Raw genomic sequence first — 23519 nt, forward strand, 5'->3', positions numbered from 1 at the left:
CAGTAGATCAAGCTCGGCCGGCCCCCACGCCCGGTCGCTCGGCAATGGACTGTCAGCCAAGGCCACAGGCGGTCCGTCAGCAGTCGGCTGGCCGGTCAGGCCACGGCGCCGAACGACCCAAGTCAGACGATCTCTGAGCGGAGATCCACTGAGCCGGCCATACTCCCGTGCATGTCTGTGGACCCCAGCGAACGCGATGAGTCGAAAGCGCCGGACGGAACCCCGTGGTGGGAGCTCTCGATCCGGCCGGGAACTAAGAAGCAGCGGTTCGGGCAGGAGTGCCGATTGGCAGCCTGGCTCTGGTTCAGGAAGGACGTAGGCGACACGTTCACGATGCGGGAGCTGCGCGCCGCCCTGGGGCCCGACATAGCTGAAAGTTCGGAGCACTTGAACCGCAGGCTGCGAGAGCTGCGCAAGTGCGACTGGATCATCCCCTCGCAGCGGAACGATGCCACTCTCGCCCACGACGAGTACCGCCTAGAGGCCAAGGGGGGGAAGCTATGGATTGACAGCGAGCGGGCGAAGTACGAGAAGTTCGCCCCAAGCGCTCGGGTCAGGAGATTCGTCATGGAGCGTGACGGCTCTCGTTGCAGGATTTGCGGGGCAGGCGTCGATGAGGAGTACCCCGGCGAGCCCGGGACCAAAGTCAGGCTCACCATCGGCCACCTCGTGCCGCAGGAGCGGCTAAAATCGCGCGGCGCCCGAGACGACATCGACAACTGGCGCGTTGAGTGTTCTCGCTGCAACGAAACAGTTCGGGACGAGATGCCCGACCCCGAGCAGTACGACGAAGTTATTGCCGGGCTGAAGCGGCTGACCAGCAAAGAAGCGGGCGAGCTTCTTAACTGGATGAGGAAGGGTGAGCGCCCCCGGTCAAAAGTCGACCAGGCTTACGACCGAGCTCGCAAGCTACCTCACAGTGACCGGACGGCGCTGATCAATCACCTCGCCAAACGCCTCGGCGAAGTCAGCTGATTCGGGAACGCATCTCAGCGAATCGCGCGTGCCGCTCGTGGCCTTCCTGCCCTATGAAACCCTTGAAGCCCACGAGTCGGTACGCCCGTCCGCCAAGCTGCTCGTCTTCGTCAATCACGAAATCCCTTGCGAGCATGGCCATACGACGCTCGAAGGCCCGAGAATCGATCTTCTCTCCTGCCAGCTTCACCAGCTCCCTTTCCGTAAGCGGAACTGGGGCATTCTTCAAAGCCAGATAGAGACGGTCATGCATGACCTCGTTCTCCACCTCGGAAAGTTCCTTTGGCTGACCCTTGCGGTTGAGCGCGTTGGCGATCGACGTACCGACTGCCCTGGCCACCGGCGGGGGGAAGGCGTTGCCGACCTGCCGATACTTCGTTGTCTTACGGCCTGTGAATTCCCAGGCGTACTCCGGCTCTGGCCCCCAGCCCTGGATACGCGCGACCATTTCCGTGGTGAGCTTGGGCAGGAAGTCAACACGGTGCGACGCGCTCGGTGGGGCGTCGGCAACGCCCATCGCATCTACGCCGAGTGCACGCCAAGCGGCCTTGGCGCGGGTCGGGCCAAGATCTGCTCCGCCGTGTTTCTTGGAGCCTCCCACAATGGTGGGCGCAATGTCGTTCGCCTTTTCTCTCCACGCCTCAGCGCCCGGCCAGCCATCTTCTGCCATCAAGTCGAATAGCGCTGTCCCGACCGTTCCCTTATAAGGCGCCTCTTCAGGCCACTCAAACCACTGAGCATCTTCATTGCGCATTGCAACTAGGACGAACCGCGGGCGCAATTGCGGCACGCCGTAGTCACTCGCATGGAGGAGCTTCCAGTCGGACCAGTACCCGAAATCCTTCAGTCGGTCCTTCACGTGCTGACGGTACGCGGAGAAACGCGGCATCGAGAGCCCACGCACGTTCTCTAGGAGGACAGCCCTAGGCTGCATCCTTCCGGCGAGTTCAACAGCCCACGCGAAGAGGTCTCGCTCGTCGGTGGCGCCGAGCTGCTTACCAGCGATGGAGAATGGAGGGCAGGGGACACCACCAGCGAGCAGGTCGACGTCAGGGAACTCCTTGGGGTTCCACACCCCCTCGTCAGCCACGTCACCGTGCCGCACGTCCCAGTGTTCGCGGTTCTTCCTGAGAGTGGTTGCCGCGTTCTCATCGAGCTCGACAGCCACCGCATGGTCGAACCCTGCCAGCTCCAGGCCGAGCGACTGGCCGCCAGCGCCCGCGCAGATCTCCACGGCCGTCAGATCAGCCACGCTCGTACCTCCAGGTTGTGATTGCACAGGTCTACCATCCTGACGCATCAAACACCGAGGGTCTGACAGTGTTGGCTACGGTGTAACCGATGGCCCCCAACAATGACCCCACAGCGTCGACGCCGCCGACTCCCGGCCGCTCGCGCAACATGGCTGCGATCAAGCGGCGGGACACCAAGCCCGAGCGGATCATCCGTTCTCTCCTTCACGCCGCAGGGAAGCGGTACCGCGTTGACGTCCGCTTGCAGCTGGAGGGTGCGCGACCGCGACCAGACATCGTCTTCACCCGCGCCCGAGTAGCTGTCTTCGTGGATGGGTGTTTCTGGCACTGCTGCCCCGAGCATGGCCGGCAGCCTGGTGTTAACGGTGGCTACTGGGGGCCGAAGCTGGAGCGCAACGTCGCCAGGGACAGGGCCGCCGACGAGGCCCTTACAGCCGCGGGATGGACAGTCGTCCGCGTATGGGAGCACGAGGCTCCGGTGGAAGCTGTAGAGCGCATCATCGCGCTCGTCGACGCCGTTGCCCCGGCTAGTCGAGGCGCCCGAACTCGATGAGGTCCTGTACCGCGTCCTCTTGCCTGCGCAGAACGACTCGGCCGTCGCCATTGCTGTAGGCCAGCACAGAGCTCCCGGGCGATAGCCCTGCCTCGGCGAGCACCCCGAGGGGGAGAACGACCGAGCCGTCTTCTGCGATCGTCAGCTGAATAGGTTCCCTGAGCACGGAAGAGAGCCTCCTACGCCTCGGCCGCAGTCGCAAGCGACGGTTGGCAGCGCAGGTCGGTTGGCTGTGACCGATTCCCTCGGCCGTACAGAGCCGGTCCTGGCCCTGGTCTTAGTTCTGGTCTCATTCGCAGGCGTACCTTCCCGTCCAAACGAGTACCAGAGCCGACCGAGCTTCAGGACGACGAGCCCCCGTAGACGCAGGTGAACGGCTCCGTACGGCCCTCTAAGGGGCACGAGCACACTTGGCAAGCGTGTGGGGCAGCAGCTGCACACTCGCTCGCCGGTTGGTCGCAGCCCGCGTATGGTCGCGCGCCGGGGGGATCGCTGAAGGACGGCACGAGGGTGTGCCGGAAATGGGGGACCGTGAGCAGGAGACGCTACGTCGCCCGGGGCGTGCCGGGTGGTTACCGGATCTGGGACAACCGGGGACGTCGATGGTGGGGCGATCTCTACGAGTTGTGTCCTGACGATCTCGTGGCCGAGCTCAACGGCCAGGCGGACCATGCACGGATCACTGCGCTGATGAAACGCTACCGGGCGCAGAAGCGGTAGGTGGCCCCGGAGCGTGGATGATGAGCACGCGCACCACAAGCGCACCAGAACGGGCCGGGAACAGCGGGGAATCACGGGGAAAGCAGCCGAGCCCGACGAGGCCGCGCCCCGACCATTCGCCCCGGTCAGCGCCCGAACCGGCCGCAAATGATCGCAGCTCCCCAAGCTGAGGGCTCAGGCGCCGTAATCGCGGGCCGGCTGTCGCGCGGCTTGCTCTGGACGACGGCAAGGCGCGGAAGCTGCAACTACTGAACTTTATTCAGTTCCGGTAGCGGCTGGGGCGCAGCGGCAGCGCGTGCATGGTGCCCGGCTAGCTGCGGTCTATTCGTGGACTGGCGGGGCGGCGGATGCCACCCCTAGGCCCCTGACCTCTGGAAACGCGTGAGACACACGGGGCCTCCGGAGCCGTGTGCGCAGGTTCGAATCCTGCCGGGGGCACAGAAGCCGGACCAGCGTGAAACACCCGCTGACCTGCGGAAGTGCCAGACTTCAAGAGCCGGACCCAGTCCCACTGGGTCCGGCTCTTTGTCGTTGCACCCCGAGTGCTCTTCGTCCGGCGCTGGGGACGGGGCAAGGTGCACAGGTGGTGGAAGCGCTGGGCATTGCCATCCCTAGAAGTCGCCGTTCGGGTTTTCTAGGTCGTTGCCCCGTTGAACAAACGCCCGGATGCCGATGAGAGGTGTGCCGACCGGTGTGCGCCCCCTCGCCGGTTCGAGTCCGGTGTTACGGGCCATGCGTTCAGGGGCGTGGCGGCCGGTCATGGCGGTGGCGTCATCTCGCCAGCGGCAGCCGACGACGCCGACGTCACGGGCCGGGGGCTGGTACCGCCCCGAGTGGAGGTGCAATGTTCTGTGGGACAACCCGGTCTTAGCGTTCTGGGCCCCCACTTGGTGGCTGACCTCTCCCTCATGGATTCGCCGCCCAGTCGGGCAGTCGACTGCAGGTCGGTCATGAAGGGGCCTTCGTGGTGACCGGCCCGAGTGTTGGCGGTCCCCACCCAACCGCCCTGCCGAGGGTGGCTGGACTGACCGGTTTCGCGTGCCAGTTGGTGCCTGAGCGTCCGGGCGTGAACCGGCCCCGGCTCAGCCTTGCGGGGGTTTGAGGCTGGCCGGGGCCGGGGTCTGGGGCCGTCCGGGGGAGGGGCGGCGCCCAGCTTGGGTGGGTGGCCGTCGCGGGTGTGGGCGACGGCCACCCAGGCGTGGGGGGAGCAGGCTCCGCGGGAATTGTCGGGGTGTCGCGTGCTGCTCGTGGGGGTGCCCCGCTAGCGCGGCAGGTGTGGGGGGTGGGTGGGGATTGGGGCGCGGCGGTGTTGCCGATGCGGGCGGGAGTGGCAGGAGTCGGGCGGCGGACCGCGGCTTGGGGCCTCTGCCCAGTGACTAGAAGCCCCTGCCCGGCGGCCGTGAACCTGCTCGGTGGCTCGGGCCTCCTGGTGGATGCCGGATTCGTCCGCTGCCTCGCCCGTCCGTTACTGGGGAGTTGAGCACTCCCACTGGTCCGCCGTGTCCTCGGGCATCGACCAGATCGCTATCTCGCAACCGCAGTTGCAGGTCGGCACAGGTGTTCTGGGTCTTCTGGTGGCGTCGGGATGCTGCTGGGTGGCGCGCATCGTCGTGGTGGTCATCGGTTCTGCCTTTCGTGAGGTGGTGGTTTGTCAGAGCGTGGAGTAGTGCGCCGTGGAGTCGTACGCCCAGGGCTCGTACGCCGTCCCCGGCGAGACCCCTCGCTCAGGCCGTCCGCGGTTGATGGTCCGGGCCGTTGGCGTGGTTCCCTGCCGGCGGGGCGTCAGGCTTCGGCGTACGGGGAAGGGGGCTGGGGGCCACTGCCCTCGCGGGCCGCGATCCATTTGTCGTGGAGCCACATCTGGGTTGCGCGGCGGTTCGCCGAGCCGTCCCAGCGGACGTCCCGTTCGTAGGTGACGACTTCGCCGTTCCCGTCGACGATCACCCACGTGTAGAGGCCGTTGTCGTGGTGGGTCTTCACCTTGGCGCCGGCGACCGTGTGGACGGCGCCCGCCTTGTCGCGCACCTCTTCGTCGTGCCGGTCCACCCACTGGACCGACAGGCCGTCCGCGTGGTCGGGGGCGAAGTCGCGCAGCCACTCGAAGGCCGTCTCCTCCGCCTTGTCGTCGGCCGGTACGGGCGACTTGGCTCCCGCCACCGTCATCCTGGTGTAGCCGTACAGGGTGCCCTCGGCGTCCACGACGGTGGTGATGTGCTCGCCGCCCAGGTCGCGGGTGGTGTCCTGTTCGTAGCGGACCACGGTCACCGGGCGGTCCTCGTGGCGTTCGTCGCGGATCTGTGCCGGGTGCCAGCCCTCGGGGATCGCCAGGCCCGCCTCGGCCAGGGCGGCCTTGGACTGCTTCGTGGCGGCCCTGGCCCTGTCGCTGCCCTTGGCTACCGGCTTCACGTTCTTCTCCTTCGGTGCGGTGTCGTACGTCGCGGTGGGCGCGGCGGACGCCGTGCCCGGGTCGCCGTCGTCGGCGGTGACCAGTACCGCCGTGCCGAGCACGCAGGCTCCGCCGAGGGCCAGAGCCGCGGTGAGGATGCCGTATCGCATGGCTGGATCGGTTCCCTTCCTTGGGGTGCGGGTACGGGCGGGGCGGGTCAGCGGCGTACGCGGTGGCCGAGGGCGGCCAGTACCGCGCCCGTCCCGAGCACGCCGGCGATCACCGCGAAGACGGTGGCGTAGTCCCCCGCCGCCGTCGCCAGCTGCGGGCCGACGCTGGCGCCGATGAACAGCGCGAACGTGTAGAGGGCCACCGCCGCGCCGCGCGCCGGGCCCGCCTGCGAGCCGATGGCCTCCACGAGCGCCGGCGCCGTGACCGCGATGCCGAAGACGAAGACGAACAGCAGCGCGGCCAGCAGTACGGCGTCGAGGTCGCCCCCGCGCGAGAGCAGCGCCGATCCGGCGCTCACCGCGGCGGCCAGGAGCAGGGCTCCGACGACCCGGCTCACGGCCGGCAGGCGTACGAGGAACGGCGTCACCAGCGGTACGAGCACCATGGCCGGCAGCGAACTGGCGCGCAGCAGGAGCATCGCGTCCGGGTCGCCCGCCAGATTGGCGGGGCCGGCCACCTGGAGGCCCGTGTAGACGGCGACGAAGCCGCACAGGAGCGTGACCGTCGCCAGCAGGAGCAGGACCAGGGACGGCTTGGTGAGCAGCCTGCCCATCGCCCGGTAGGCGTCGAGGGAGGAGGAGGTGGTCGAGGTCCGGTCCGGGCTCAGGACGCCGCGCAGCAGCAGGGCGCCGCCGATCATGCCGGCCGCGCAGATCAGGAAGACCGCACGCCAGCCGAGGGCGTCGGCCACGGACTGCGAGAACACCTGGCCCAGTACGCCCGCGGAGAGGAACGAGCTGGTCAGCCACGTCATGGCGGCCACGCGCCGGGCGGGCTCGATGCGCTCGGCGATGTACGCGAAGGCGGGCGGCGCGAAGGTGGCCGCGCTCAGGCCCTGGACGACGCGCAGGGTGCAGCCCACCGCCAGGTTGGGCGCGGCGGCGACGGCGGCCGTGGTGAGCGCGGTGAGGAACAGGCCGAGGACGATCAGCTTGCGGCGTCCGAAGCGGTCGGACAGCGGGCCCCAGAAGAGGAATCCGGCGGCGTACCCGAAGCCGAAGGCGGTCGTGGTCCAGCCCGCGGCGGCCGCGGTCGTGGACCACGAGTCGGCGAGCAGGCCGAGCACCGGGAGCACGGTGTAGAGCTGGCCGACGATCAGGACGCCCACCGCGCACAGGGCCGGCACGGTCCTGCTGAAGGAGGCGGCCTCGGGGGCCGCCCCGGGCGCGGCCTCGGATCGGGGCGAGGGCATTGCCCTGGCCGGCTTGGTCTCACGCAGCGGCGTCGCCGCGGGCGTGACGGTCGAGTCGGTGGTCATGACGGACATAGAACCAACCAACCAGTTGGATGTCAACGCGTCCCAACCATTCGGTTGGGTAATCTGGCCCTATGGCTAGAGACACAGCAGTGACGAAACAGAAGCTCCTGGGCGCGGCTCGCCAGGAGTTCGCCGCCCTGGGGGTGGCGGGGGCGCGGGTCGACCGCATCGCCGAACTCGCCGGGGTCAACAAGGAGCGGGTCTACGGCCACTTCGGCAGCAAGGAAGGGCTGTTCGCGGCCACGGTCGGCGCCGCCATGGACGAGCTCACGGAAGCGGTGGGCAAGCCGGGCGACGACGTCGCCCAGTGGGTCGGCTCGGTGTACGACTTCCACCGCGAGCGGCCGGAACTCCTGCGTCTCCTCCTGTGGGAGGCCCTGCACCAGCGGGAGCCGTCGATCGCCGGCGAGGAGGACCGGCAGCGGGGCTACTCCCTGAAGGTGGACGCGCTGGCCGAGCGCCTCGGCGTCGCGCCGGGACCGGAGGCCGCGGCGATGCTGCTGTCGCTCATCGGCCTGGCCGCGTGGCCCAGCGCGGTACCGCAGCTCTCGCGCCTCATCGTCGGCTCACGGGTGGAACCCGAGGACATGGGAGCGGCCGTCCGGGCGAGCGTGGTGGAGCTCGCCGGGCGCGTGGCGGCCGGGCCGGTGCGGCCCGCGAGCGGCTGACGGATGGAGGACGGCTTACGCCGCGGTCCGCATCCCGGAAACGGTGAACGGTCGGCGAATTTCCTAGCATTCGCAAAGCGTGTGGCGTGGGTCACCCTGGAGGAGGTTGTCAACCAACTAGATGTTTGGCAGTGTTCAACCTGTCGCGGGGCTGAAGGAATGGCCTCGCGGCGGGGGAACGCGTAGACATATCGCCGGGGGGAAATATGTATTTCATGTGTACTGAGTGTCGCCGACACCGACGTAACGGCGCGTTGATTCACCGCCCGCCGAGGTCGTAGACCGTTCTGGTCGTCGCAGGGCCTTCTGGCCACAGACCGCCGGTGTCCCCTGAAATCGTACACATCATCTCTCTCTGGCACGAACTCGCCGCCCAGCAATCGGAATTCAGGCTTCCGATTCGCCGCGGGTTCGGCGAGACGCACAAGCCGCTGCACGCACGGGCCCATTGACGCGCCCGCCTTCCGCGCGGCTCCTCTTCACCGTTCCCCGCCTTCTCACACCCCCATGCGCCGGCCGTGCCGTGCCGCAAGGCGTCCGCACGGCCAGAAGCACCCGAATCCTTCGGAGGACCCATGTCCGAACACCTTCTGAAAAGCGTCTGCCTCGTCGGGGACCGCTTCAGCTCCTTCGCCAAGCACGAGGCGGTGCGCACCGTCAGCGGCTTCGTCTCCGCCGTGACGTCCGGTGTGTACGACGACCTCGACACCCCGCTCCTGCTCTGGGAGGGGCAGGGCGTCAACGACTTCGACCGCGAGTACGTCCGTGCCGCACTCGAAAGAGCCGGCCTCTCGCGCAAGATCCTCACCCAGCCGAACAACCCCGTCGTCGTCCCGCGCGCGGAGGCTCACAAGAACCGCGAGCCGAACGTCCTGCTCGCGGGCCTCCAGCAGCAGGGCGAGGACACGTACCGGGCGACGCTGCGGCTGCACTCCGACAACGAGCTGCTGCTCGACCACCAGACCGGTGAGCACGTCCAGGGCATGGTCGCCATCGAGGCGTTCCGCCAGATGTTCATCGCCTTCTGCGAGAAGTTCGTCGCCGCCCAGTGGCCGGAGCTGCGCCACTACTACATATGGCACGGCATGGACATCAGCTTCGACAGCTTCCTGTTCCCGCTGGACGCGGACATCACCTGCACGGTGGTCGAGTCCGACACCTCCGACCCGGCGCGCCTGAAGTTCACCGTGGACCTGGACCTGCACCAGGCGGGCAACCGCGCGGCGCACGCGCGGATCAAGTTCACCGCCTACGACGCCGACCGCCTCGGGCCCAAGGAGCACCGCCTGGCGGCCGGCGCGGTGGCGAACGTCCTGAACGGCGCGGCTCCCGAGCCGGCCCCCGCCCGCACGGCCTGACGGTACGGCCGTACGACCGACCGGTCACCGCGCGACCGGTCACCGCGCGACCGTACGGCGCCACCGCGGCGCGACCGCACGGCACGACCCGCGAGACAACGGAGATCACCATGAGTTCGACCACCCTCAGACGGACCCAAGAGCAGCGCACCGCCCCGGTGCACAGCCGCAGCGGCCTGCTCCTGCTCACCGTGGTGCTGCTGGCCGGTGTCACCGCCTGGCTGACCCTGATCGCCGTCAACAACATCACCGACTTCGGCACGAACAAGGCGCTGCTCCAGGCCACCATGAACATGCAGGCGCTGATCGACGACCCGGTCCGCGGCAACGGCCTGGAGGGGCGCGCCCTGCCCAACGGCCTCGCCGCCCCGGCGCTCATCGCCGTCATCGTCTACCAGCTCGGCACGGTCGCCATGATGTGGCGGGCCGTCGTCACCGGCGTACGCGCGCTGCGCACCCCGTCCCTGGGCCTGTTCACGTACGTACGCCAGGTCAACCACTCCCTGGTGCCGTTCCTGCTGCTCTTCGCCGGTTTCCTCATCAGCGGCCTGTACTTCGGCTACTGGCTGCACCTCGGCCCCGTGCAGCAGGTGCACTTCACCCTGCTCATCATCGGCACCCTGATCGCGCTGCTCACCAACCTGGCGCCCGTCGCCTCGCGCGCCCTGGAGCAGGAGGAGTCGCGATGACCGCCCTGATCAGCACGGGCGCCTGGGTGCCCGAGCGGGTGGTGAGCAACGCGGAGACCGTCGCGCTGACCGGCGGTCCGAGCGAGTGGATCACCCGCAAGACCGGGGTCGTCGAGCGCCGGTGGGCCGACGACGGGACGACCACCGCGGACGCGGCCGTCGCCGCCGCGCGGCAGGCGATCGAGCGCGCGGGCATCGAGCCGGAGCAGCTCGGCCTCGTCGTGCTGGCGACCTCGACGCCCGACCGGCCCCAGCCGCCCACCGCGACCGCCGTGCAAGCGGCGCTCGGTGCGACCGGAGCGGCCGCGCTGGACGTCAACGGCGTGTGCACGGGGTTCCTCTTCGCCCTGGCCACCGCGCGCGGCATGCTCGCCACCGGTGACGCGGGCGGCTACGCGGTCGTCGTCGGGGCCGACATCTACTCGCGCATCCTGGACCGCACGGACCACCGCACCGTGGTCCTGTTCGGCGACGGAGCCGGCGCGGTCGTCATCGGCCCGGAGCGGGACGGCGGGCACGGCTCGATCCTCGCCACGCAGCTGCGCAGCCACGGACACCTGGGGCAGCTGATCCACATGGAGCACGGCGACGCGTTCCGGATGGACGGCGGCGGAGTGCGCGACTTCGTCCTCTCCGAAGTGCCCCTGGCGGTCAAGGGGTTCCTCGCCGACCACGGGGTCGACGGGCGGCAGGTGCGGCACCTGGTGGCGCACCAGGCGAACGGCGTCATGCTCGACGCCCTCGTGCCGTCGCTGGAGCTCGCCGGCGACGTCGCGGTGCACCGCACCATCGACCGGTACGGGAACACGGCGTCGGCGTCCGTGCCGATCACGCTGGACCACGCGCTGCGCCAGGACGCGATCGCGGAAGGCGAGTTGGTACTGCTGCTCGCCTTCGGCGGCGGCATGGCGACCGGCGCGGCGCTGATGCGGCGCTGAACTCCACCCCACCGGACCGCTTCGAGTGAAAGCAGCGACACAATGAATGCTCACCGCCTTTTCGAAGAAAGGCATGAAGCCGTTCTCCCCGAGTTTCACGACGAGGTACGGGCGGGCAGGGAACGCATTCTCGGAATACGCGGTGACGCCGGTTTATCCCGGGGCCCCGGATCGCAGCCGCATCCCCGTGCCGTGCTGCGGACCGGCCCCCGGATCACTCGCCAGCAAACGTTGCATCAGTAAATTATTCCATGCGAAAGGAGAGTGCGGCGATGCCCACTCCCCCGTACCTGGTCTTCGCCGACGTGGACGAGACCCTCATCGACTGCAAGAGCATGTTCGACTTCCTTCGGTTCCAGTTGGTGGCCGAGCACGGCCCGTACGGCGCCACCGAGTACGCCCGGATCCGGGCCGGGCTCCAGCAGCAGGCGGACGAGGGCGTGCCGCGCGAGGAGATCAACCGCCAGTACTACGCCCACTTCACCGGCGACCCGGTGGAGGAGATCCGCGAGCTGGGAGCCCGCTGGTACGCCGAGCGGAGCGCGGCGGGGCTCTACATCGAGAGCACCCGTGACGCCCTGCGCGCGCACCGCGCCGAGGGCGCGGAGATCGTTCTGGTCTCCGGCTCGTTCGACGCCGTACTCGCCCCCGTCATGGCGGAGGTGGGCGCCCATCACCTGCTGTGCACCCGGCCCGTGGTGCGGGACGGCCGGTACACGGGTGAGGTCGAGAAGCCCATGATCGGGGAGGCGAAGGCGGCCGGCGTGCGCGAGCTGCTGGAGGCCCGCCCGTGGATCGACCCGGCGGACTGCTACGGGTACGGGGACCACGTGTCCGACCTGCCGATGCTCGACTGCGTCGGGCACCCGGTGGCCGTCGGCGGCGATCCCGCGATGCTCGCCTACGTCGACAGGCGGCGTACGGCCGAGCTCCGCAGCGTGTGAGGTCCCGTCCGCGCCGGGCGGGGACGGCCCGGCGCGGAGGGCCCGGGTGCGGATCGGGCCCGGGTGCGGATCGGGCCCGGGTGCGGATCGGGCCCGCGGAACGAGAGGCACCGCCAGATCCTGGGCGGTGCCTCTCGTCCTGTCCGCGCATGTCAGGCCGTGGGAGTGACCGCCCTCGTGGACGTCAGGCCGTGAGGGTGGCCGGGTCGCTCACGCCCGGCGCGCCGGTCTCCACGTGCCCGGCGAAGCGGCGCAGGAAGGTGGCGTTCGTGTCGGAGACCACCGTCACGTCGTACCACCGCCTGGTGGCCCGCAGGTCCGCCGTGTGCGTGACCGTGGCCCCGGCGCGCACGGCGAACGTCTGCGGCCGGCCGTCGTAGGCGTTGGTGACGGTGAGGTGGGCGGTCGTGGTGCCGGGGTTGGTGAGGGTGAGGTCCAGGTTGCCGGTGGCGGCGTTGTGGCGGGCCGTCACTTCCGGGCAGACGGTGGTGGCCGGGCTGCGGAAGGTCCGCAGGAAGCCGTTCGGTCCGTGGACCGTGAGGTGGTGCGTGCCCTTGGAGTACGCGGAGTTCCACGTGTCGGAGACCTTCTTCCCGGCCTCGGCGGTATATGTCCACGGGGCGTCGGTGCGGTTCGCCGACGTGACGTAGAACTGCGCTCCCGCGACCGCTCCCGGGCTGAAGGTCAGGGCGATCCGGCCGTCGCCGGTGTTGACCGCGCCGTCGACGTAGGGCGCGTACGGCAGCGGGCGGGCCGGACGCGCGCCGGGCTCCTGCCTGGGCATGCTGCCGACGGCCGGCGGGGTCGGCCGGTAGTCGGGGTGGCGCTCGCGGTCCGGCGGCTCGTACGCGGCGGTGCCGGGCAGCTCGGCGGGCCGCGCGTCGGGGGCGGCGAAGTCGAAGGCCGAGGTCAGGTCGCCGCAGATCGCACGCCGCCAGGGGGAGATGTTCGGCTCGTGCACGCCGAAGCGGCGCTCCATGAAGCGGATGATCGAGGTGTGGTCGAAGACCTCGGAGCAGACGTAACCGCCCTTGCTCCACGGGGAGACGACGAGCATGGGGACGCGCGGGCCGAGGCCGTAGTTGCCCGCCGCGTAGGAGGCGCCGCCCGCGTACCGCTCGGCTGTGGTGTCGACGGTGGACTTGCCCTGCGCGGCGGAGGCCGGCGGGTACGGCGGGACGATGTGGTCGAAGAAGCCGTCGTTCTCGTCGTAGGTGATGAACAGGGCCGTACGGCTCCACACCTCGGGGTTGGAAGTGAGCGCGTCGAGTACCTGCGCGATGTACCAGGCACCGTAGTTGGAGGGGAAGTTGGAGTGCTCGGTGAAGGCTTCCGGGGCGGCGATCCACGAGATCTCCGGCAGCCTGCCGGCCTGGACGTCGGCCCTGAGGTCGTCGAAGTAGCCGTCGCCGTCCTTGACGCTGGTGCCGGTGCGGGCCTTGTCGTACAGCGGGTCGCCGGGCTTGGCGTTGCGGTACTGGTTGAAGTACAGGAGCGAGTTGTCGCCGTAGTTGCCCCGGTAGGCGTCGCTGATCCAGCCCCAGTGCCCGGCCGCGTCCAGGCCGTCACCGGTGTCCTGGTAGATCTTCCACGACACCCCGGCCTTCTCCAGCCGCTCGGGGTACGTCGTCCAGCCGTACCCCGCCTCCTCGTTGCCCAGGACCGGGCCGCCGCCCGCGCCGTCGTTGCCGGTGTGTCCCGTCCACATGTAGTAGCGGTTCGGGTCGGTGGCTCCGATGAACGAGCAGTGGTACGCGTCGCAGACGGTGAACCTGTCGGCGAGCGCGTAGTGGAAGGGGATGTCCTCACGGGTCAGGTACGCCATCGTCGTCGGCGTCTTGGCAGGCACCCACTGGTCGTACCTGCCGTTGTTGAGCGCCTTGTGGCCGCCCGCCCAGTCGTGGTTGAGACCCTGGAGGAACTGCATGCCCAGATCGTCGGCCGTGGGGTGGAACGGCAGGGTCACCTTCTTGCTGCCGTCCGCCTGGTGCCAGACCGGCTTGCCGCTCGGCAGCGACACGGGACGCGGGTCCCCGAAGCCCCGTACGCCCTTCATCGCACCGAAGTAGTGGTCGAAGGAACGGTTCTCCTGCATCAGCACGACGATGTGGTCGACGTCCTGGATCGTGCCGGAGACGCGGGCGGCCGGGATCGCCGCGGCGCGGTCGATGCTGCTCGACAGGGCGGCGAAGCCCGCGGTCGCGCCGGCTATCCGGAGGAAGCGGCGCCTATTGAGTTCTGGCATGAGTGTGGGGCCTCTTGGGGGGGTGAGGAGACAGAAGCGAACAGAATGTTCCAAGAGGACTCAACGGAAGGGAAGAGGCAGGGAAGGGGCGATGGCCTCACCGTGAAAAGTCGCCGCACAAACCGCCCACGGCGTTACGGCGACGGGTGGACGACGCTCCCGGCCGACGTGCCCGCGCGCGATCCGCCCGCGCGCGATCCGCCCCCACGCGATCCGGAGGTCGGGCCGAGGTGCCCGCGCGCGATCCGGAGGTCAGGCCGACGTGCGCTTCCTCGGGGCCGCCTTCTTGGCGGTGGTCTTCTTCGCCGCCGCCTGCGACTGCTTCTGCCCCGCCGCCTGCTTGCCGGACGCCGAGGCGGACTTCTTCGCGGCGCTCGTCGCCCCGGCGGCGGACGCGGTCTTCTTGGCCGCGGCCGGCTTCTTCGCCGCCGGCTTCTTCTTCGCGCCCGCCGAGGACGACGCCGCCCCGCCCCTCTCCTTGCCCCGCGCCATCTGCGTGACCTCGGCGACCCCTTCGCCCTCGCCCCCGGCCCCGCCCTCGCCGCGCGACTCCTTCGCCGCCCGTACGCTCTTCTCCAGCGCCGCCATCAGGTCGATCACCTGGCCGCCGACCGCCGCCGGCGCGGCCTCGGCGGGAAGCTCGCCGCCGGACGCCTTGGCGGCGATCATCTCCTCGACCGCCTCGCGGTAGTCGTCGTGGAGGGTGTCGAGGTCGACCTCGCCCAGCGTGTTCATCAGCGCGTCCGCCAGGTCGAGTTCGGCGTCCCGCACCGTCACCCTGGTCTCCGGTGCGACGCCCTCGGGCGCCCGGACCTCGTCGGGCCACAGCAGCCCGTGCATCACGATGGCGTCGTCCACCACGCGCAGCATGCCGAGCCGCTCACGGCCGCGCAGCGCGAACTTGGCGACGGCCACCTTGTCACTGCGCTTGAGCGCCTCGCGCAGCAGGACGTACGGCTTGGCGGCGGGAGCGCCGCTCGCGGACAGGTAGTACGCCGAGTCCATCTGGAGGGGGTCGATCCGGGCCGCAGGCACGAAGGCGACGATCTCGATCGTCTTGGCGGTGGGCAGCGGGAGCGCGGCCAGGTCGTCGTCGGTGATCGGCATGATGCCGCCGCCCGGCTCCTCGTACCCCTTGCCGATCTCGGACGCCGGGATCTCCTCGCCGTCGAGCTCGCAGACCTTGCGGTAGCGGATCCGGCCGCCGTCGGCCGTGTGGATCTGGCGGAAGGAGATCGAGTGGTGCTCGGTGGCGTTGACCAGCTTGATCGGGATGCTGACCAGACCGAAGGAGATGGCACCGTTCCAGATGGATCGCACGTTTCGCCCCCTTGAGACGCCTTTACCAATGAATACATGAGATTGTCATCGTATGTCGCCTATCACAGAGGTGGAGGGGCGGCGCCTGGCGCTCAGCAATCTGGACAAGGTCCTCTATCCCGCCACCGGGACCACCAAGGGCGAGGTGCTGCACTACTACGCCACGACCGCGGACGCGTTCCTCCCCCACCTGCGCGACCGGCCCGTCTCGTTCCTGCGCTATCCGGACGGCCCCGGGGGACAGCTCTTCTTCACCAAGAATCCGCCGCAGGGTACGCCCGACTGGGTGCGCACGGCTGCGGTCGTCCGCACCGAGGGCCAGCCGGCGCGGCAGGTGGTCGTCCAGGACCTGCCCACGCTGATGTGGGCGGCGAACCTGGTCGTGGAGTTCCACACGCCGCAGTGGCTCGCCCCGGAGCCCGGTGTCGCGGACCGGCTGGTCCTCGACCTCGACCCGGGCCCGCCCGCCGGGATCGCGGAGTGCTGCATGGTCGGGCTGTGGCTGCGCGAGCGGCTCGCGCGGGACGGCATCGAGACGTTCGCGAAGACCTCGGGCTCCAAGGGGCTTCACCTGCTGGCCGCGCTGGAGCCGACGCCGTCCGAGCGGGTCTCGGCGTACGCGAAGGAGCTCGCGCTGGAGGCGCAGGAGGCGCTCGGGGAGCTGGTCGTGCACCGGATGACGCGGGCGCTGCGGCCGGGCAAGGTCTTCGTCGACTTCAGCCAGAACGCCGCCGCGAAGACGACGGCGGCGCCGTACACCCTCCGGGCGAAGGCCGAGCCGACCGTGTCGGCGCCGATGACCTGGGACGAGGTGGAGGACGGGAGGAAGCACCCGGAGCGGCTCGTCCTCCGGGCGGCGGACATGGGCGTACGGCTGGAGCGGTACGGCGACCTGCTCGCCCCGCTGGTCGATCCGTACCACGCCCATCCGCTGCCGAAGGGGTGAGCGGCGTGGCCACGGTCGTACCGCCCGTCGAGGTGATGCGGCCGCGGACGGCGGCGGCGGTCCCGGCGGCGAACGCGCTGGCGGGCGGGGTGCAGTACAGCCTCAAGCTGGACGGGTTCCGGTGCGTGGCGTTCGCGCGGGGCGGCGCCCGGGCCGTCCTGCAGTCCCGTTCCGGGCGGAACATGGCGCCCGACTTCCCGGACGTCGCCGCCGCGATAGGCGCGCTGCCGGCCGGCCTGGTGCTCGACGGGGAGGTGTGCGCCTGGGCGGACGGGGCGTTCGCCTTCACCCAGCTGATGCGCCCGCACGCGGCGCGGGTGGCGGACGGGGTCGTGGTGGCGTACGTCGCCTTCGACGTACTGGCCGTGCCGGGGCGCGACGTGCGGGAGCGGCCGCTGGAGGAACGGTGGGAACTGCTGGGCGGCGCGCTGGAGGAGGCCGGCCCGCAGGTGCAGCGGGTGCTGGCGACGACGGACCGCGAGCAGGCGATGGTCTGGTACGAGGCGCTGGTGGGCCAGGGGGTGGAGGGGCTGGTGTGCAAGGGCCTGGCCTCGCGCTACCGGCCCCGGGACGCCAAGTCGTGGGTGAAGGTGCGGCATTCGGACACGCGTGACGCGGCGGTCGTCGGCTACACCGGGACCGCGCGGGCGCCGCGGGCGCTGGTGCTCGTGCTGCCCGGCGACGCGGACCCGCTGGTGTCGAGGCCGCTGACCCCGACGGTGCGGGCGCAGGCGCGGGAGGCGCTGGCGGGCGTGGCGGACGAGGGCGAGGAGCGGATCGTGGCGATCGGGCTCGGTGACGTGCCGTACCGGCGGGTCGGCGCGGGGCTGCTGGCCGAGGTCCGCCAGGACGTGGGCCGCCACGCGACGTCCACGGTGCTGCGGCTGCGGTACGGCGACCGGTGAGCGGGGCCCGGCGCCGCGAGCCGCGGGGTTGGTGCAGACTCGACAGCAGGGCAGTCACGGATCACGGCACGGAGGGGTCATCGAATGATCATCTTTGGCAGCAAGAGCTATCTCTACCAACTGGCCATACTCACCCTCGTCTGCGGGCGCTGCGGCAACCCGGCCGCGCACACGCTCAAGAAGCGCGTCAGCAAGTTCACGCTGTTCTTCGTGCCGCTGTTCGCGTTCTCGACGAAGTACGCGACGCAGTGCACCTTCTGCGGCGCCGAGCAGCAGATCGGCAAGGAGCAGGCGCAGCAGCTCGAAGCCACGCAGGCGCGGGGCGACGGCGGCCAGGAGCACGTTCAGGCGCCCGAGCCCGGCCGCAATCCGTACCAGCGCTGAGCCGTTCCGGCGTGCTGAACCGCGTCGGCGCAGGGCCCGGCGCCGTACCGGCGCATCCACACGAAGCAGAGAAGCGAGGGGAGCCTTGAGCGCGCACCGCCCCGTCCGCGCGGCACTGCTGCTCCTGACCGCCGCCGCGGCCCTCCCGGCGCTGGCGGCGCTGTCCGGCTGCGCCGACGCCGGGGAGCTGGAGAGCGCCGGGCCGACGCCCACGGCCGTCGGCCCCACCCGCCTGTGGCCCGAGCGGCCCGCCGCCACGGTCCCTCCGATGGACTACGGCGAGGGCGAGACGGAGACGGTGCGCGGGATCGAGGTGCCCGGCGACGACGTGCGCCGGGTACGGCCCGTGGCCGTCGTCCAGGCGGAGCAGGCCGCGGACCCGGACACCCTCAGCGGGCCCGACGGCGTGTACGAGCAGACGGCGAGACAGCTGCGGGAGTGCGACGCGAAACCCACGGCGTGCCCCGTGCTCAAGGCGTACTACCGGGATCTCACCGGTGACGGCAGGGACGAGATGATCATCGGTGTCTCCCTGCCGAAGGGGCAGCTCGCGGTGAGCTGCTACCTGGCCGAGAAGGGGCGGCTCATCCGCGTGATGGGCACCAGCGACGCGGTGATCGGTGTCTCGCTGGCGGGCCGCGACCTCATCATCAGGGCCCCTTCGAACCTGCCCGGGTACGAGTTCCGCACGGCCTGGTCCTGGGACGACCACCAGCACGCCATGCTCCCCACCAGTGACGAGATCCTGCGGGTGCACCAGGACGGCGGCGAACCCCTGCCCTCCCACTCGCACACGGTCCCCCCGGCCCCCGGCCGCTCCCCCACGCCGGCCGCCACCGGGACCGGCGGTCCCCGGTGAGGCCCCGTCTGCCCGCCTGGACCGCGCGGCTCACCTGGAAGGCCGCGGCCTTCATCACCGTGATGTGCTGCGCGCTCGCGGCGCTCCTCGGCGCGCTCGTGCACGTCTCCGTCACGCACCAGACGCTCAACCAGGCCCGCGAGAAGGCGCTCACCCGCCTGGCGGAGGCGACGCGGGCGTACGAGGCGGGTGATCCGCTGCCGCCGGACACGGGCATCGACCCGGAGGGCCTGCCGGCCTCGCTGCGCCGGCTCGCGCTGTCCGGCCGGCACGGCACGATCGTGAGCGAGCACGACGGCCGCCCCACCATGTGGGCGGCGGCTCCGGCTGACCGGCGCGCCATGGCCGCCGAGATCGACTACAGCCAGGGCGTCGGCACGATCACGGGCCTGGACCGGGCCATCGTCGGCTCGTCGCTCCTCGCCATCTCCGCGACGCTGCTCGTCGGCGTCTTCGCCGTCACCCGCGTGACGCGCCGCCTGCACCAGACGGCCGCGGTGGCGCGCCGGATCAGCGCGGGGGACCTCGACGCCCGTGTCAACGACCGCCGTACGAAGGCGCCTTCACTCCGCCAGGACGAGGTGGCGACGGTCGCCGGAGCGCTCGACGCGATGGCCTCCACCCTCCAGGGCAAGCTCCAGAGCGAGCAGCGGTTCACCGCGGACGTGGCCCACGAGCTGCGCACCCCGCTGACCGGCCTGCACGCGGCGGCGGAGCTGCTGCCGCCCGGCCGGCCGACGCAGCTCGTGCAGGACCGGGTGCGGGCGATGCGGCTGCTGACCGAGGACCTGCTGGAGATCTCGCGGCTCGACGCGGGCAGCGAGCAGATCTGCCTGGACGCGCACCGGATCGGCCCGCTCGCCGAGCGCGTGGCGCGCGGCCCGGCGCGCGGGACGGGGGCCCCGACGGAGGTCCGGATCGTGCGGGACGCCTTCGTGGAGACCGACCGGCGGCGGCTGGAGCGGGTGCTGGGCAACCTGATCGGCAACGCGCACCAGCACGGGGGCGAGCCGGTCGTACTGACCGTGGACGGGCCGGTGGTGTCGGTGCGCGATCACGGCGAGGGCTTCCCCGCGTACCTGGTGAAGCACGGCCCGCAGCGCTTCAGGACCGAACCGCGCGCCGGCGGCAAGGGGCACGGTCTCGGCCTGACGATCGCCGTGGGGCAGGCGGAGGCCATCGGCGCGCGGCTCGCCTTCTCCAACGCGCCGGACGGCGGGGCGGTGGCGACGCTGACGCTGCCCGAGGTCGATCCCGGCGAGGAGGGCCTGGGCGACCCGAGCACCCGCACGCACGCAGAGTGACAGATTGCGATCACCGGGTGACGAAACTAGCGTGAACCGGGCGAGTCGAGGACCGGTTCGTCACGGACCGAAGCCCCCTCGCCGCCCTTCGCCGCGACGAAGGCCCCTCACCCGCCAGGAGCCAGCATGCCCCTGCTTCCCCGGTCTCCCTTTTCCCGGCTCGGCCTGTACGCCGCCGCAGGCGCGGTGGCCGCCCTCACCGCCGCGGGCCCCGCGCTCGCCGCGACGGACCCCGCACCGCCCGCGGCCGAACGTTCCCACGCGTACAAGGGGCGCGTCATAGCCAAGTCCGGGCTGCTGCTGCGCGACAAGCCGACCCGCGGCAGCCGGGTCATCGGCAGCAAGCCCTACGGCGCGATCGTCCACATCTTCTGCAAGACGCGCGGCGGCAGCGTGCACGGCAACGACCGCTGGTACCTGCTCACCGACGGCACCTGGGCCTGGGGCTCGGCGCACTACATCGCGAACATCGGCGCCGTCCCGCGGTGGTGCTGACGCACTGCCGGCCCAATCCCCGGCCACACCACTGACGCCCGAGGACCGCGGCCTGCGCCGTGCGCACCCTCGGGCGTGAGCCGCGGTCCGCTCCTCGCGACGCGTGGGCCGCCGCAGCCGGCTCGGACTCCTCGCGCACGGGACGACATATACGTACATACGGGCCCCTCGCTTGCTACGTTGCCTGACATGACCGCAACGACGGTGGACGCTCCCCCGCCCGAGGTACGCCTCCCCAGACGGCGCGGCGTGGAACTCTCGCTTCTCGTCGGCGCCGTCCTCATCGCCGTGTACGGCTACATCGACGTGGGCCTGACCAAGAACGGCGCCGTCCCTCCCGACGCCGCCGGCTACGGCGCGGGCCTCGGCGTCCTCGCGCTCCTCGCCCATCTCGCCGTCCGTTTCCGCGCCCCGTACGCCGACCCGCTCCTGCTGCCCATCGCGGTCCTGCTCAACGGCCTCGGCCTGGTGCTGATCTACCGCCTGGACCTGGAGACGCCGAAGGACCAGGCGGCCCCCACCCAGCTCATCTGGTCCACCCTCGGCGTGGCGCTCTTCATCGGCGTCGTGATCCTGCTCCGCGACCACCGCGTCCTCCAGCGCTACGCCTACCTCTCGGTCGCCGCCGCCCTGGTCCTGATGACGGTGCCGATCTTCTTCCCCGCCATCAACGGTGCGAAGATCTGGATCCGGGTCGGCGGCTTCTCGTTCCAGCCGGGCGAGTTCGCGAAGATCCTGCTCGCCGTCTTCTTCGCCGCCTACCTCGCGGCGAACCGCAACGCCCTCGCCTACACCGGCCGCAAGATCTGGAAGCTCCAGCTCCCCACCGGCCGCGTCCTCGGCCCGATCGTCGCGATCTGGCTGCTCAGCGTCGGCGTACTCGTCCTGGAGCGCGACCTCGGCACCTCGCTGCTCTTCTTCGGGCTCTTCGTGATCCTGCTGTACGTCGCCACCGGCCGCACCGGCTGGATCGCCGTCGGCCTGCTCCTCGCGGCGGTCGGCGCCTTCGTCGTCGGCTCGCTCGAACCGCACGTCCACAGCCGTGTCCAGGACTGGCTGCACCCCTTCGCCTCCATCGACGCCGGCCGGGGCCCCGGCCAGCTCGCGCAGTCGCTCTTCGCCTTCGCGGCGGGCGGGATGCTGGGCGCGGGGCTGGGCGCGGGCGACTCCATCCTCATCGGGTTCGCCGCCAAGTCCGACTTCATCCTCGCGACGGCGGGCGAGGAACTCGGCCTGTCCGGGCTCACCGCCGTCTTCCTGCTGTACGCCCTGCTCGTGGCCCGCGGCTACCGGGCGGGCCTCGCGCTGCGCGACCCGTTCGGACGGCTGCTCGCGATCGGTCTCGCCTCGATCCTCGCCCTCCAGGTGTTCGTCATCGCGGGCGGCGTCATGGGCCTGATCCCGCTGACCGGCATGGCGATGCCGTTCCTCGCGCAGGGCGGGTCGTCCGTCGTCACCAACTGGATCATCGTGGCGCTGCTCATCCGGGTCAGCGACTTTGCCCGTCGTCCACAGCCCGAGCACGTCGAGACCGGCGTCATCGCGCCCATCGTGGAGGCCGACCAGTGATCCGCTACATCCGCCGGGCGGCCGGGTTCTGCCTGCTGCTGCTCGTCGCGCTGCTGCTGAACGCCGCCCGCGTCCAGGTCTTCCAGGCCGAGGCCCTCGACGACAACCCCGCCAACCGCCGCAAGACGATCGGCCGTTACGAGCAGAAGCGCGGCGACATCGTCGTCGACGGCAGGCCGGTCACCGGCTCCCGGGACAGCGGTGAACAGCTCCGCTACGAAAGGACCTACCCGCACGGGCCGTTGTACGCGCCCGTCACCGGCTACGCCTCCCAGACGTACGGCACGACCCTTCTCGAGCACGCCGAGGACGACATCCTGTCCGGCACCGACTCGATGCTCGCCCCGCTCCCCCTCTGGAACGAGATCACGCGCTCGCGCCAGCCCGGCGGCGACGTGGTCACCACCATCAGGGGCGCGGTCCAGCGGGCGGCGTACGAAGGACTCGGCGGCCGCAAGGGCGCGGTGGCGGCGGTCGAGCCCTCGACGGGGAAGATCCTGGCGCTGGTCAGCAGCCCGTCGTACGACCCCGAGGAGCTGTCGGGCACCGGGAAGCGGGTCACCGGCGCGTGGGCGCGGCTGAACGGCTCGCCGCGCCAGCCGATGCTCAACCGGGCCATCCGCCAGACGTACCCGCCGGGGTCCACCTTCAAGATCGTGACCGCCGCCGCGGCGCTCGACACGGAGGTCGTGACGGACATCGGCGCGCCGACGAAGACGCCCGAGCCGTACGTCCTGCCCGGCACCGGGACCACGCTGCCCAACGAGGCGCGCGGCTGCCGGAACGCGTCGCTGGAGTACGCGATCCGGGTCTCGTGCAACACGGTGATGGCGGAGCTCGGCGTGCGGGTGGGGATGGCCGGGATGCTCGACACCGTGCAGAAGTTCGGCTTCAACGACGACGGGCTGGAGATCCCGTCCGGGGTCGCCCGCAGCAACTTCGACACCAGCATGACCGCCGACCAGCTCGCGCTCTCCTCCATCGGCCAGTACGACACCCGGGCGACGCCGCTGCAGATGGCGATGGTCGCGGCGGCGGTCGCCAACGGCGGCGAGCTCAAGTCCCCGTACCTGGTGGACCGGACGACGGACGCGGACGGCGACACCGTCTCGCGGAACAGCCAGAAGTCCCTGCACCAGGCGATGAACCCGGCCACCGCCACGCAGCTCCAGCAGATGATGGTCGACGTGGTGGAGAACGGCACGGGCACGAACGCCGCCATCCCGGGCGTCCGGGTCGGCGGCAAGACGGGCACGGCACAGCACGGCGTCGACAACACGGGCACGCCGTACGCCTGGTTCATCTCGTGGGCGCACGAGCACGGCGACGGTCAGCCGGCGGTCGCGGTGGCGGTCGTCGTGGAGGACGCGTCGGCGGACCGCGCCGACATCAGCGGCGGCGGCAGCGCGGCGCCGATCGCACGGGCGGTGATGCGGGCGGCGCTGAACGACTGAGTGCGTGACCGGTCACCGTCTCGGTCCGCGATACGACCGGTGCGGGCCGGTGCCACCGGCCTATC

The 23519-nt window shown here is 70.6% G+C and carries 22 protein-coding genes and 1 tRNA gene; 18 read left to right on the plus strand and 5 right to left on the minus strand.

Annotated elements, in window-relative coordinates:
• The first annotated feature begins 171 nt into the window (after positions 1 to 171).
• Positions 172 to 975, plus strand: coding sequence for an HNH endonuclease (locus AC07FK_RS01935; RefSeq protein WP_479101643.1), 804 nt, complete (start codon positions 172 to 174; stop codon positions 973 to 975).
• On the opposite strand, the gene AC07FK_RS01940 is transcribed toward AC07FK_RS01935, so the two are convergent.
• A complete protein-coding gene (locus tag AC07FK_RS01940) occupies positions 968 to 2227 on the minus strand; it encodes a DNA cytosine methyltransferase (RefSeq protein ID WP_479101645.1) in 1260 nt (419 codons plus the stop codon). The genes AC07FK_RS01935 and AC07FK_RS01940 overlap by 8 nt on opposite strands.
• Positions 2228 to 2316: 89 nt before the next feature.
• Here AC07FK_RS01940 and AC07FK_RS01945 point away from each other — a divergent pair, with 89 nt between their 5' ends.
• From AC07FK_RS01945 to AC07FK_RS01960, 4 genes are all read left to right on the plus strand, one after another.
• The gene (locus AC07FK_RS01945) at positions 2317 to 2781 is read left to right on the plus strand and encodes a very short patch repair endonuclease (RefSeq protein ID WP_479101647.1); all 465 of its coding nucleotides are present in this window, start codon (positions 2317 to 2319) and stop codon (positions 2779 to 2781) included.
• Between the two features lie 531 nt (positions 2782 to 3312).
• Entirely contained in the window at positions 3313 to 3501 is a 189-nt protein-coding gene (locus tag AC07FK_RS01950; protein WP_079077019.1) for a hypothetical protein, read from the plus strand.
• A 360-nt stretch (positions 3502 to 3861) separates the two neighbouring features.
• Positions 3862 to 3939 (plus strand) — tRNA-Arg (locus AC07FK_RS01955).
• 1061 nt (positions 3940 to 5000) lie between these two features.
• Complete coding sequence (locus AC07FK_RS01960) at positions 5001 to 5168, plus strand: hypothetical protein (protein WP_479101649.1); 168 nt, start codon at positions 5001 to 5003, stop codon at positions 5166 to 5168.
• Positions 5169 to 5283: 115 nt separating this feature from the next.
• Here the strand turns inward: AC07FK_RS01960 and AC07FK_RS01965 are convergent, their stop codons facing one another.
• Entirely contained in the window at positions 5284 to 6057 is a 774-nt protein-coding gene (locus tag AC07FK_RS01965; RefSeq protein ID WP_479101651.1) for a hypothetical protein, read from the minus strand.
• A 47-nt stretch (positions 6058 to 6104) separates the two neighbouring features.
• A complete protein-coding gene (locus tag AC07FK_RS01970) occupies positions 6105 to 7376 on the minus strand; it encodes an MFS transporter (RefSeq protein WP_479101653.1) in 1272 nt (423 codons plus the stop codon).
• Positions 7377 to 7465: 89 nt separating this feature from the next.
• On the opposite strand from AC07FK_RS01970, the gene AC07FK_RS01975 reads away from it, so the two are divergent.
• The 5 genes from AC07FK_RS01975 to AC07FK_RS01995 all read left to right on the plus strand — a co-directional run bounded on the left by AC07FK_RS01975 (position 7466) and on the right by AC07FK_RS01995 (position 11973).
• Positions 7466 to 8044: a TetR/AcrR family transcriptional regulator gene (locus AC07FK_RS01975; protein ID WP_479101655.1), complete on the plus strand. Its 579-nt coding sequence runs from the start codon at positions 7466 to 7468 to the stop codon at positions 8042 to 8044.
• Positions 8045 to 8619: 575 nt separating this feature from the next.
• Positions 8620 to 9402 (plus strand): AfsA-related hotdog domain-containing protein, encoded by a 783-nt coding sequence (locus AC07FK_RS01980; RefSeq protein ID WP_479101656.1) that lies wholly within the window; start codon positions 8620 to 8622, stop codon positions 9400 to 9402.
• 110 nt (positions 9403 to 9512) lie between these two features.
• Positions 9513 to 10091, plus strand: coding sequence for a DUF2165 family protein (locus AC07FK_RS01985; protein WP_479101657.1), 579 nt, complete (start codon positions 9513 to 9515; stop codon positions 10089 to 10091).
• Positions 10088 to 11029: a 3-oxoacyl-ACP synthase III family protein gene (locus AC07FK_RS01990; protein ID WP_479101659.1), complete on the plus strand. Its 942-nt coding sequence runs from the start codon at positions 10088 to 10090 to the stop codon at positions 11027 to 11029. The genes AC07FK_RS01985 and AC07FK_RS01990 overlap by 4 nt, the downstream gene beginning before the upstream one ends.
• A 272-nt stretch (positions 11030 to 11301) precedes the next feature.
• Positions 11302 to 11973 (plus strand): HAD family hydrolase, encoded by a 672-nt coding sequence (locus tag AC07FK_RS01995; RefSeq protein ID WP_479101661.1) that lies wholly within the window; start codon positions 11302 to 11304, stop codon positions 11971 to 11973.
• Between the two features lie 184 nt (positions 11974 to 12157).
• Here AC07FK_RS01995 and AC07FK_RS02000 read toward each other — a convergent pair whose 3' ends face one another.
• Complete coding sequence (locus AC07FK_RS02000) at positions 12158 to 14218, minus strand: phosphocholine-specific phospholipase C (protein WP_479101663.1); 2061 nt, start codon at positions 14216 to 14218, stop codon at positions 12158 to 12160.
• Between the two features lie 252 nt (positions 14219 to 14470).
• Positions 14471 to 15538 carry a non-homologous end joining protein Ku gene (gene ku / locus AC07FK_RS02005; protein ID WP_479101665.1) on the minus strand — a complete coding sequence of 356 codons (1068 nt, stop codon included), beginning with the start codon at positions 15536 to 15538 and terminating at the stop codon, positions 14471 to 14473.
• 52 nt (positions 15539 to 15590) lie between these two features.
• On the opposite strand from ku, the gene ligD reads away from it, so the two are divergent.
• The 8 genes from ligD (at position 15591) to AC07FK_RS02045 (ending at position 23454) form a co-directional block, all read left to right on the plus strand.
• The gene (gene ligD / locus AC07FK_RS02010; RefSeq protein WP_479101667.1) at positions 15591 to 16484 is read left to right on the plus strand and encodes a non-homologous end-joining DNA ligase; all 894 of its coding nucleotides are present in this window, start codon (positions 15591 to 15593) and stop codon (positions 16482 to 16484) included.
• A 5-nt stretch (positions 16485 to 16489) separates the two neighbouring features.
• Positions 16490 to 17389, plus strand: a complete 900-nt coding sequence (locus AC07FK_RS02015) for an ATP-dependent DNA ligase (protein WP_479101669.1) — start codon at positions 16490 to 16492, stop codon at positions 17387 to 17389.
• Between the two features lie 84 nt (positions 17390 to 17473).
• Complete coding sequence (locus AC07FK_RS02020) at positions 17474 to 17773, plus strand: zinc-ribbon domain-containing protein (protein WP_479101670.1); 300 nt, start codon at positions 17474 to 17476, stop codon at positions 17771 to 17773.
• An 85-nt stretch (positions 17774 to 17858) separates the two neighbouring features.
• Positions 17859 to 18632 (plus strand): hypothetical protein, encoded by a 774-nt coding sequence (locus tag AC07FK_RS02025; protein ID WP_479101671.1) that lies wholly within the window; start codon positions 17859 to 17861, stop codon positions 18630 to 18632.
• Complete coding sequence (locus AC07FK_RS02030) at positions 18629 to 19936, plus strand: ATP-binding protein (protein WP_479101673.1); 1308 nt, start codon at positions 18629 to 18631, stop codon at positions 19934 to 19936. The genes AC07FK_RS02025 and AC07FK_RS02030 overlap by 4 nt, the downstream gene beginning before the upstream one ends.
• A 126-nt stretch (positions 19937 to 20062) precedes the next feature.
• Complete coding sequence (locus tag AC07FK_RS02035; RefSeq protein WP_479101674.1) at positions 20063 to 20431, plus strand: SH3 domain-containing protein; 369 nt, start codon at positions 20063 to 20065, stop codon at positions 20429 to 20431.
• Between the two features lie 189 nt (positions 20432 to 20620).
• Positions 20621 to 22000 (plus strand): FtsW/RodA/SpoVE family cell cycle protein, encoded by a 1380-nt coding sequence (locus tag AC07FK_RS02040; RefSeq protein ID WP_479101676.1) that lies wholly within the window; start codon positions 20621 to 20623, stop codon positions 21998 to 22000.
• Positions 21997 to 23454: a penicillin-binding transpeptidase domain-containing protein gene (locus AC07FK_RS02045; protein ID WP_479101677.1), complete on the plus strand. Its 1458-nt coding sequence runs from the start codon at positions 21997 to 21999 to the stop codon at positions 23452 to 23454. Before AC07FK_RS02040 ends, AC07FK_RS02045 begins: the two co-directional genes overlap by 4 nt.
• Positions 23455 to 23519: the final 65 nt, after the last annotated feature.

The sequence above is a fragment of the Streptomyces sp. NPDC046122 genome, assembly GCF_056429965.1.

Coding starts and splice junctions, on each gene's coding strand:
- AC07FK_RS02000 (WP_479101663.1), bottom strand. CDS start 14,218: ATGCCAGAACTCAATAGGCGCCGCTTCCTCCGGATAGCCGGCGCGACC.
- AC07FK_RS01970 (WP_479101653.1), bottom strand. CDS start 7,376: ATGACCACCGACTCGACCGTCACGCCCGCGGCGACGCCGCTGCGTGAG.
- AC07FK_RS02040 (WP_479101676.1), top strand. CDS start 20,621: ATGACCGCAACGACGGTGGACGCTCCCCCGCCCGAGGTACGCCTCCCC.
- AC07FK_RS01980 (WP_479101656.1), top strand. CDS start 8,620: ATGTCCGAACACCTTCTGAAAAGCGTCTGCCTCGTCGGGGACCGCTTC.
- AC07FK_RS01985 (WP_479101657.1), top strand. CDS start 9,513: ATGAGTTCGACCACCCTCAGACGGACCCAAGAGCAGCGCACCGCCCCG.
- AC07FK_RS01945 (WP_479101647.1), top strand. CDS start 2,317: ATGGCCCCCAACAATGACCCCACAGCGTCGACGCCGCCGACTCCCGGC.
- AC07FK_RS01965 (WP_479101651.1), bottom strand. CDS start 6,057: ATGCGATACGGCATCCTCACCGCGGCTCTGGCCCTCGGCGGAGCCTGC.
- ligD (WP_479101667.1), top strand. CDS start 15,591: ATGTCGCCTATCACAGAGGTGGAGGGGCGGCGCCTGGCGCTCAGCAAT.
- AC07FK_RS01935 (WP_479101643.1), top strand. CDS start 172: ATGTCTGTGGACCCCAGCGAACGCGATGAGTCGAAAGCGCCGGACGGA.
- AC07FK_RS01995 (WP_479101661.1), top strand. CDS start 11,302: ATGCCCACTCCCCCGTACCTGGTCTTCGCCGACGTGGACGAGACCCTC.
- AC07FK_RS02035 (WP_479101674.1), top strand. CDS start 20,063: ATGCCCCTGCTTCCCCGGTCTCCCTTTTCCCGGCTCGGCCTGTACGCC.
- AC07FK_RS02020 (WP_479101670.1), top strand. CDS start 17,474: ATGATCATCTTTGGCAGCAAGAGCTATCTCTACCAACTGGCCATACTC.
- AC07FK_RS01990 (WP_479101659.1), top strand. CDS start 10,088: ATGACCGCCCTGATCAGCACGGGCGCCTGGGTGCCCGAGCGGGTGGTG.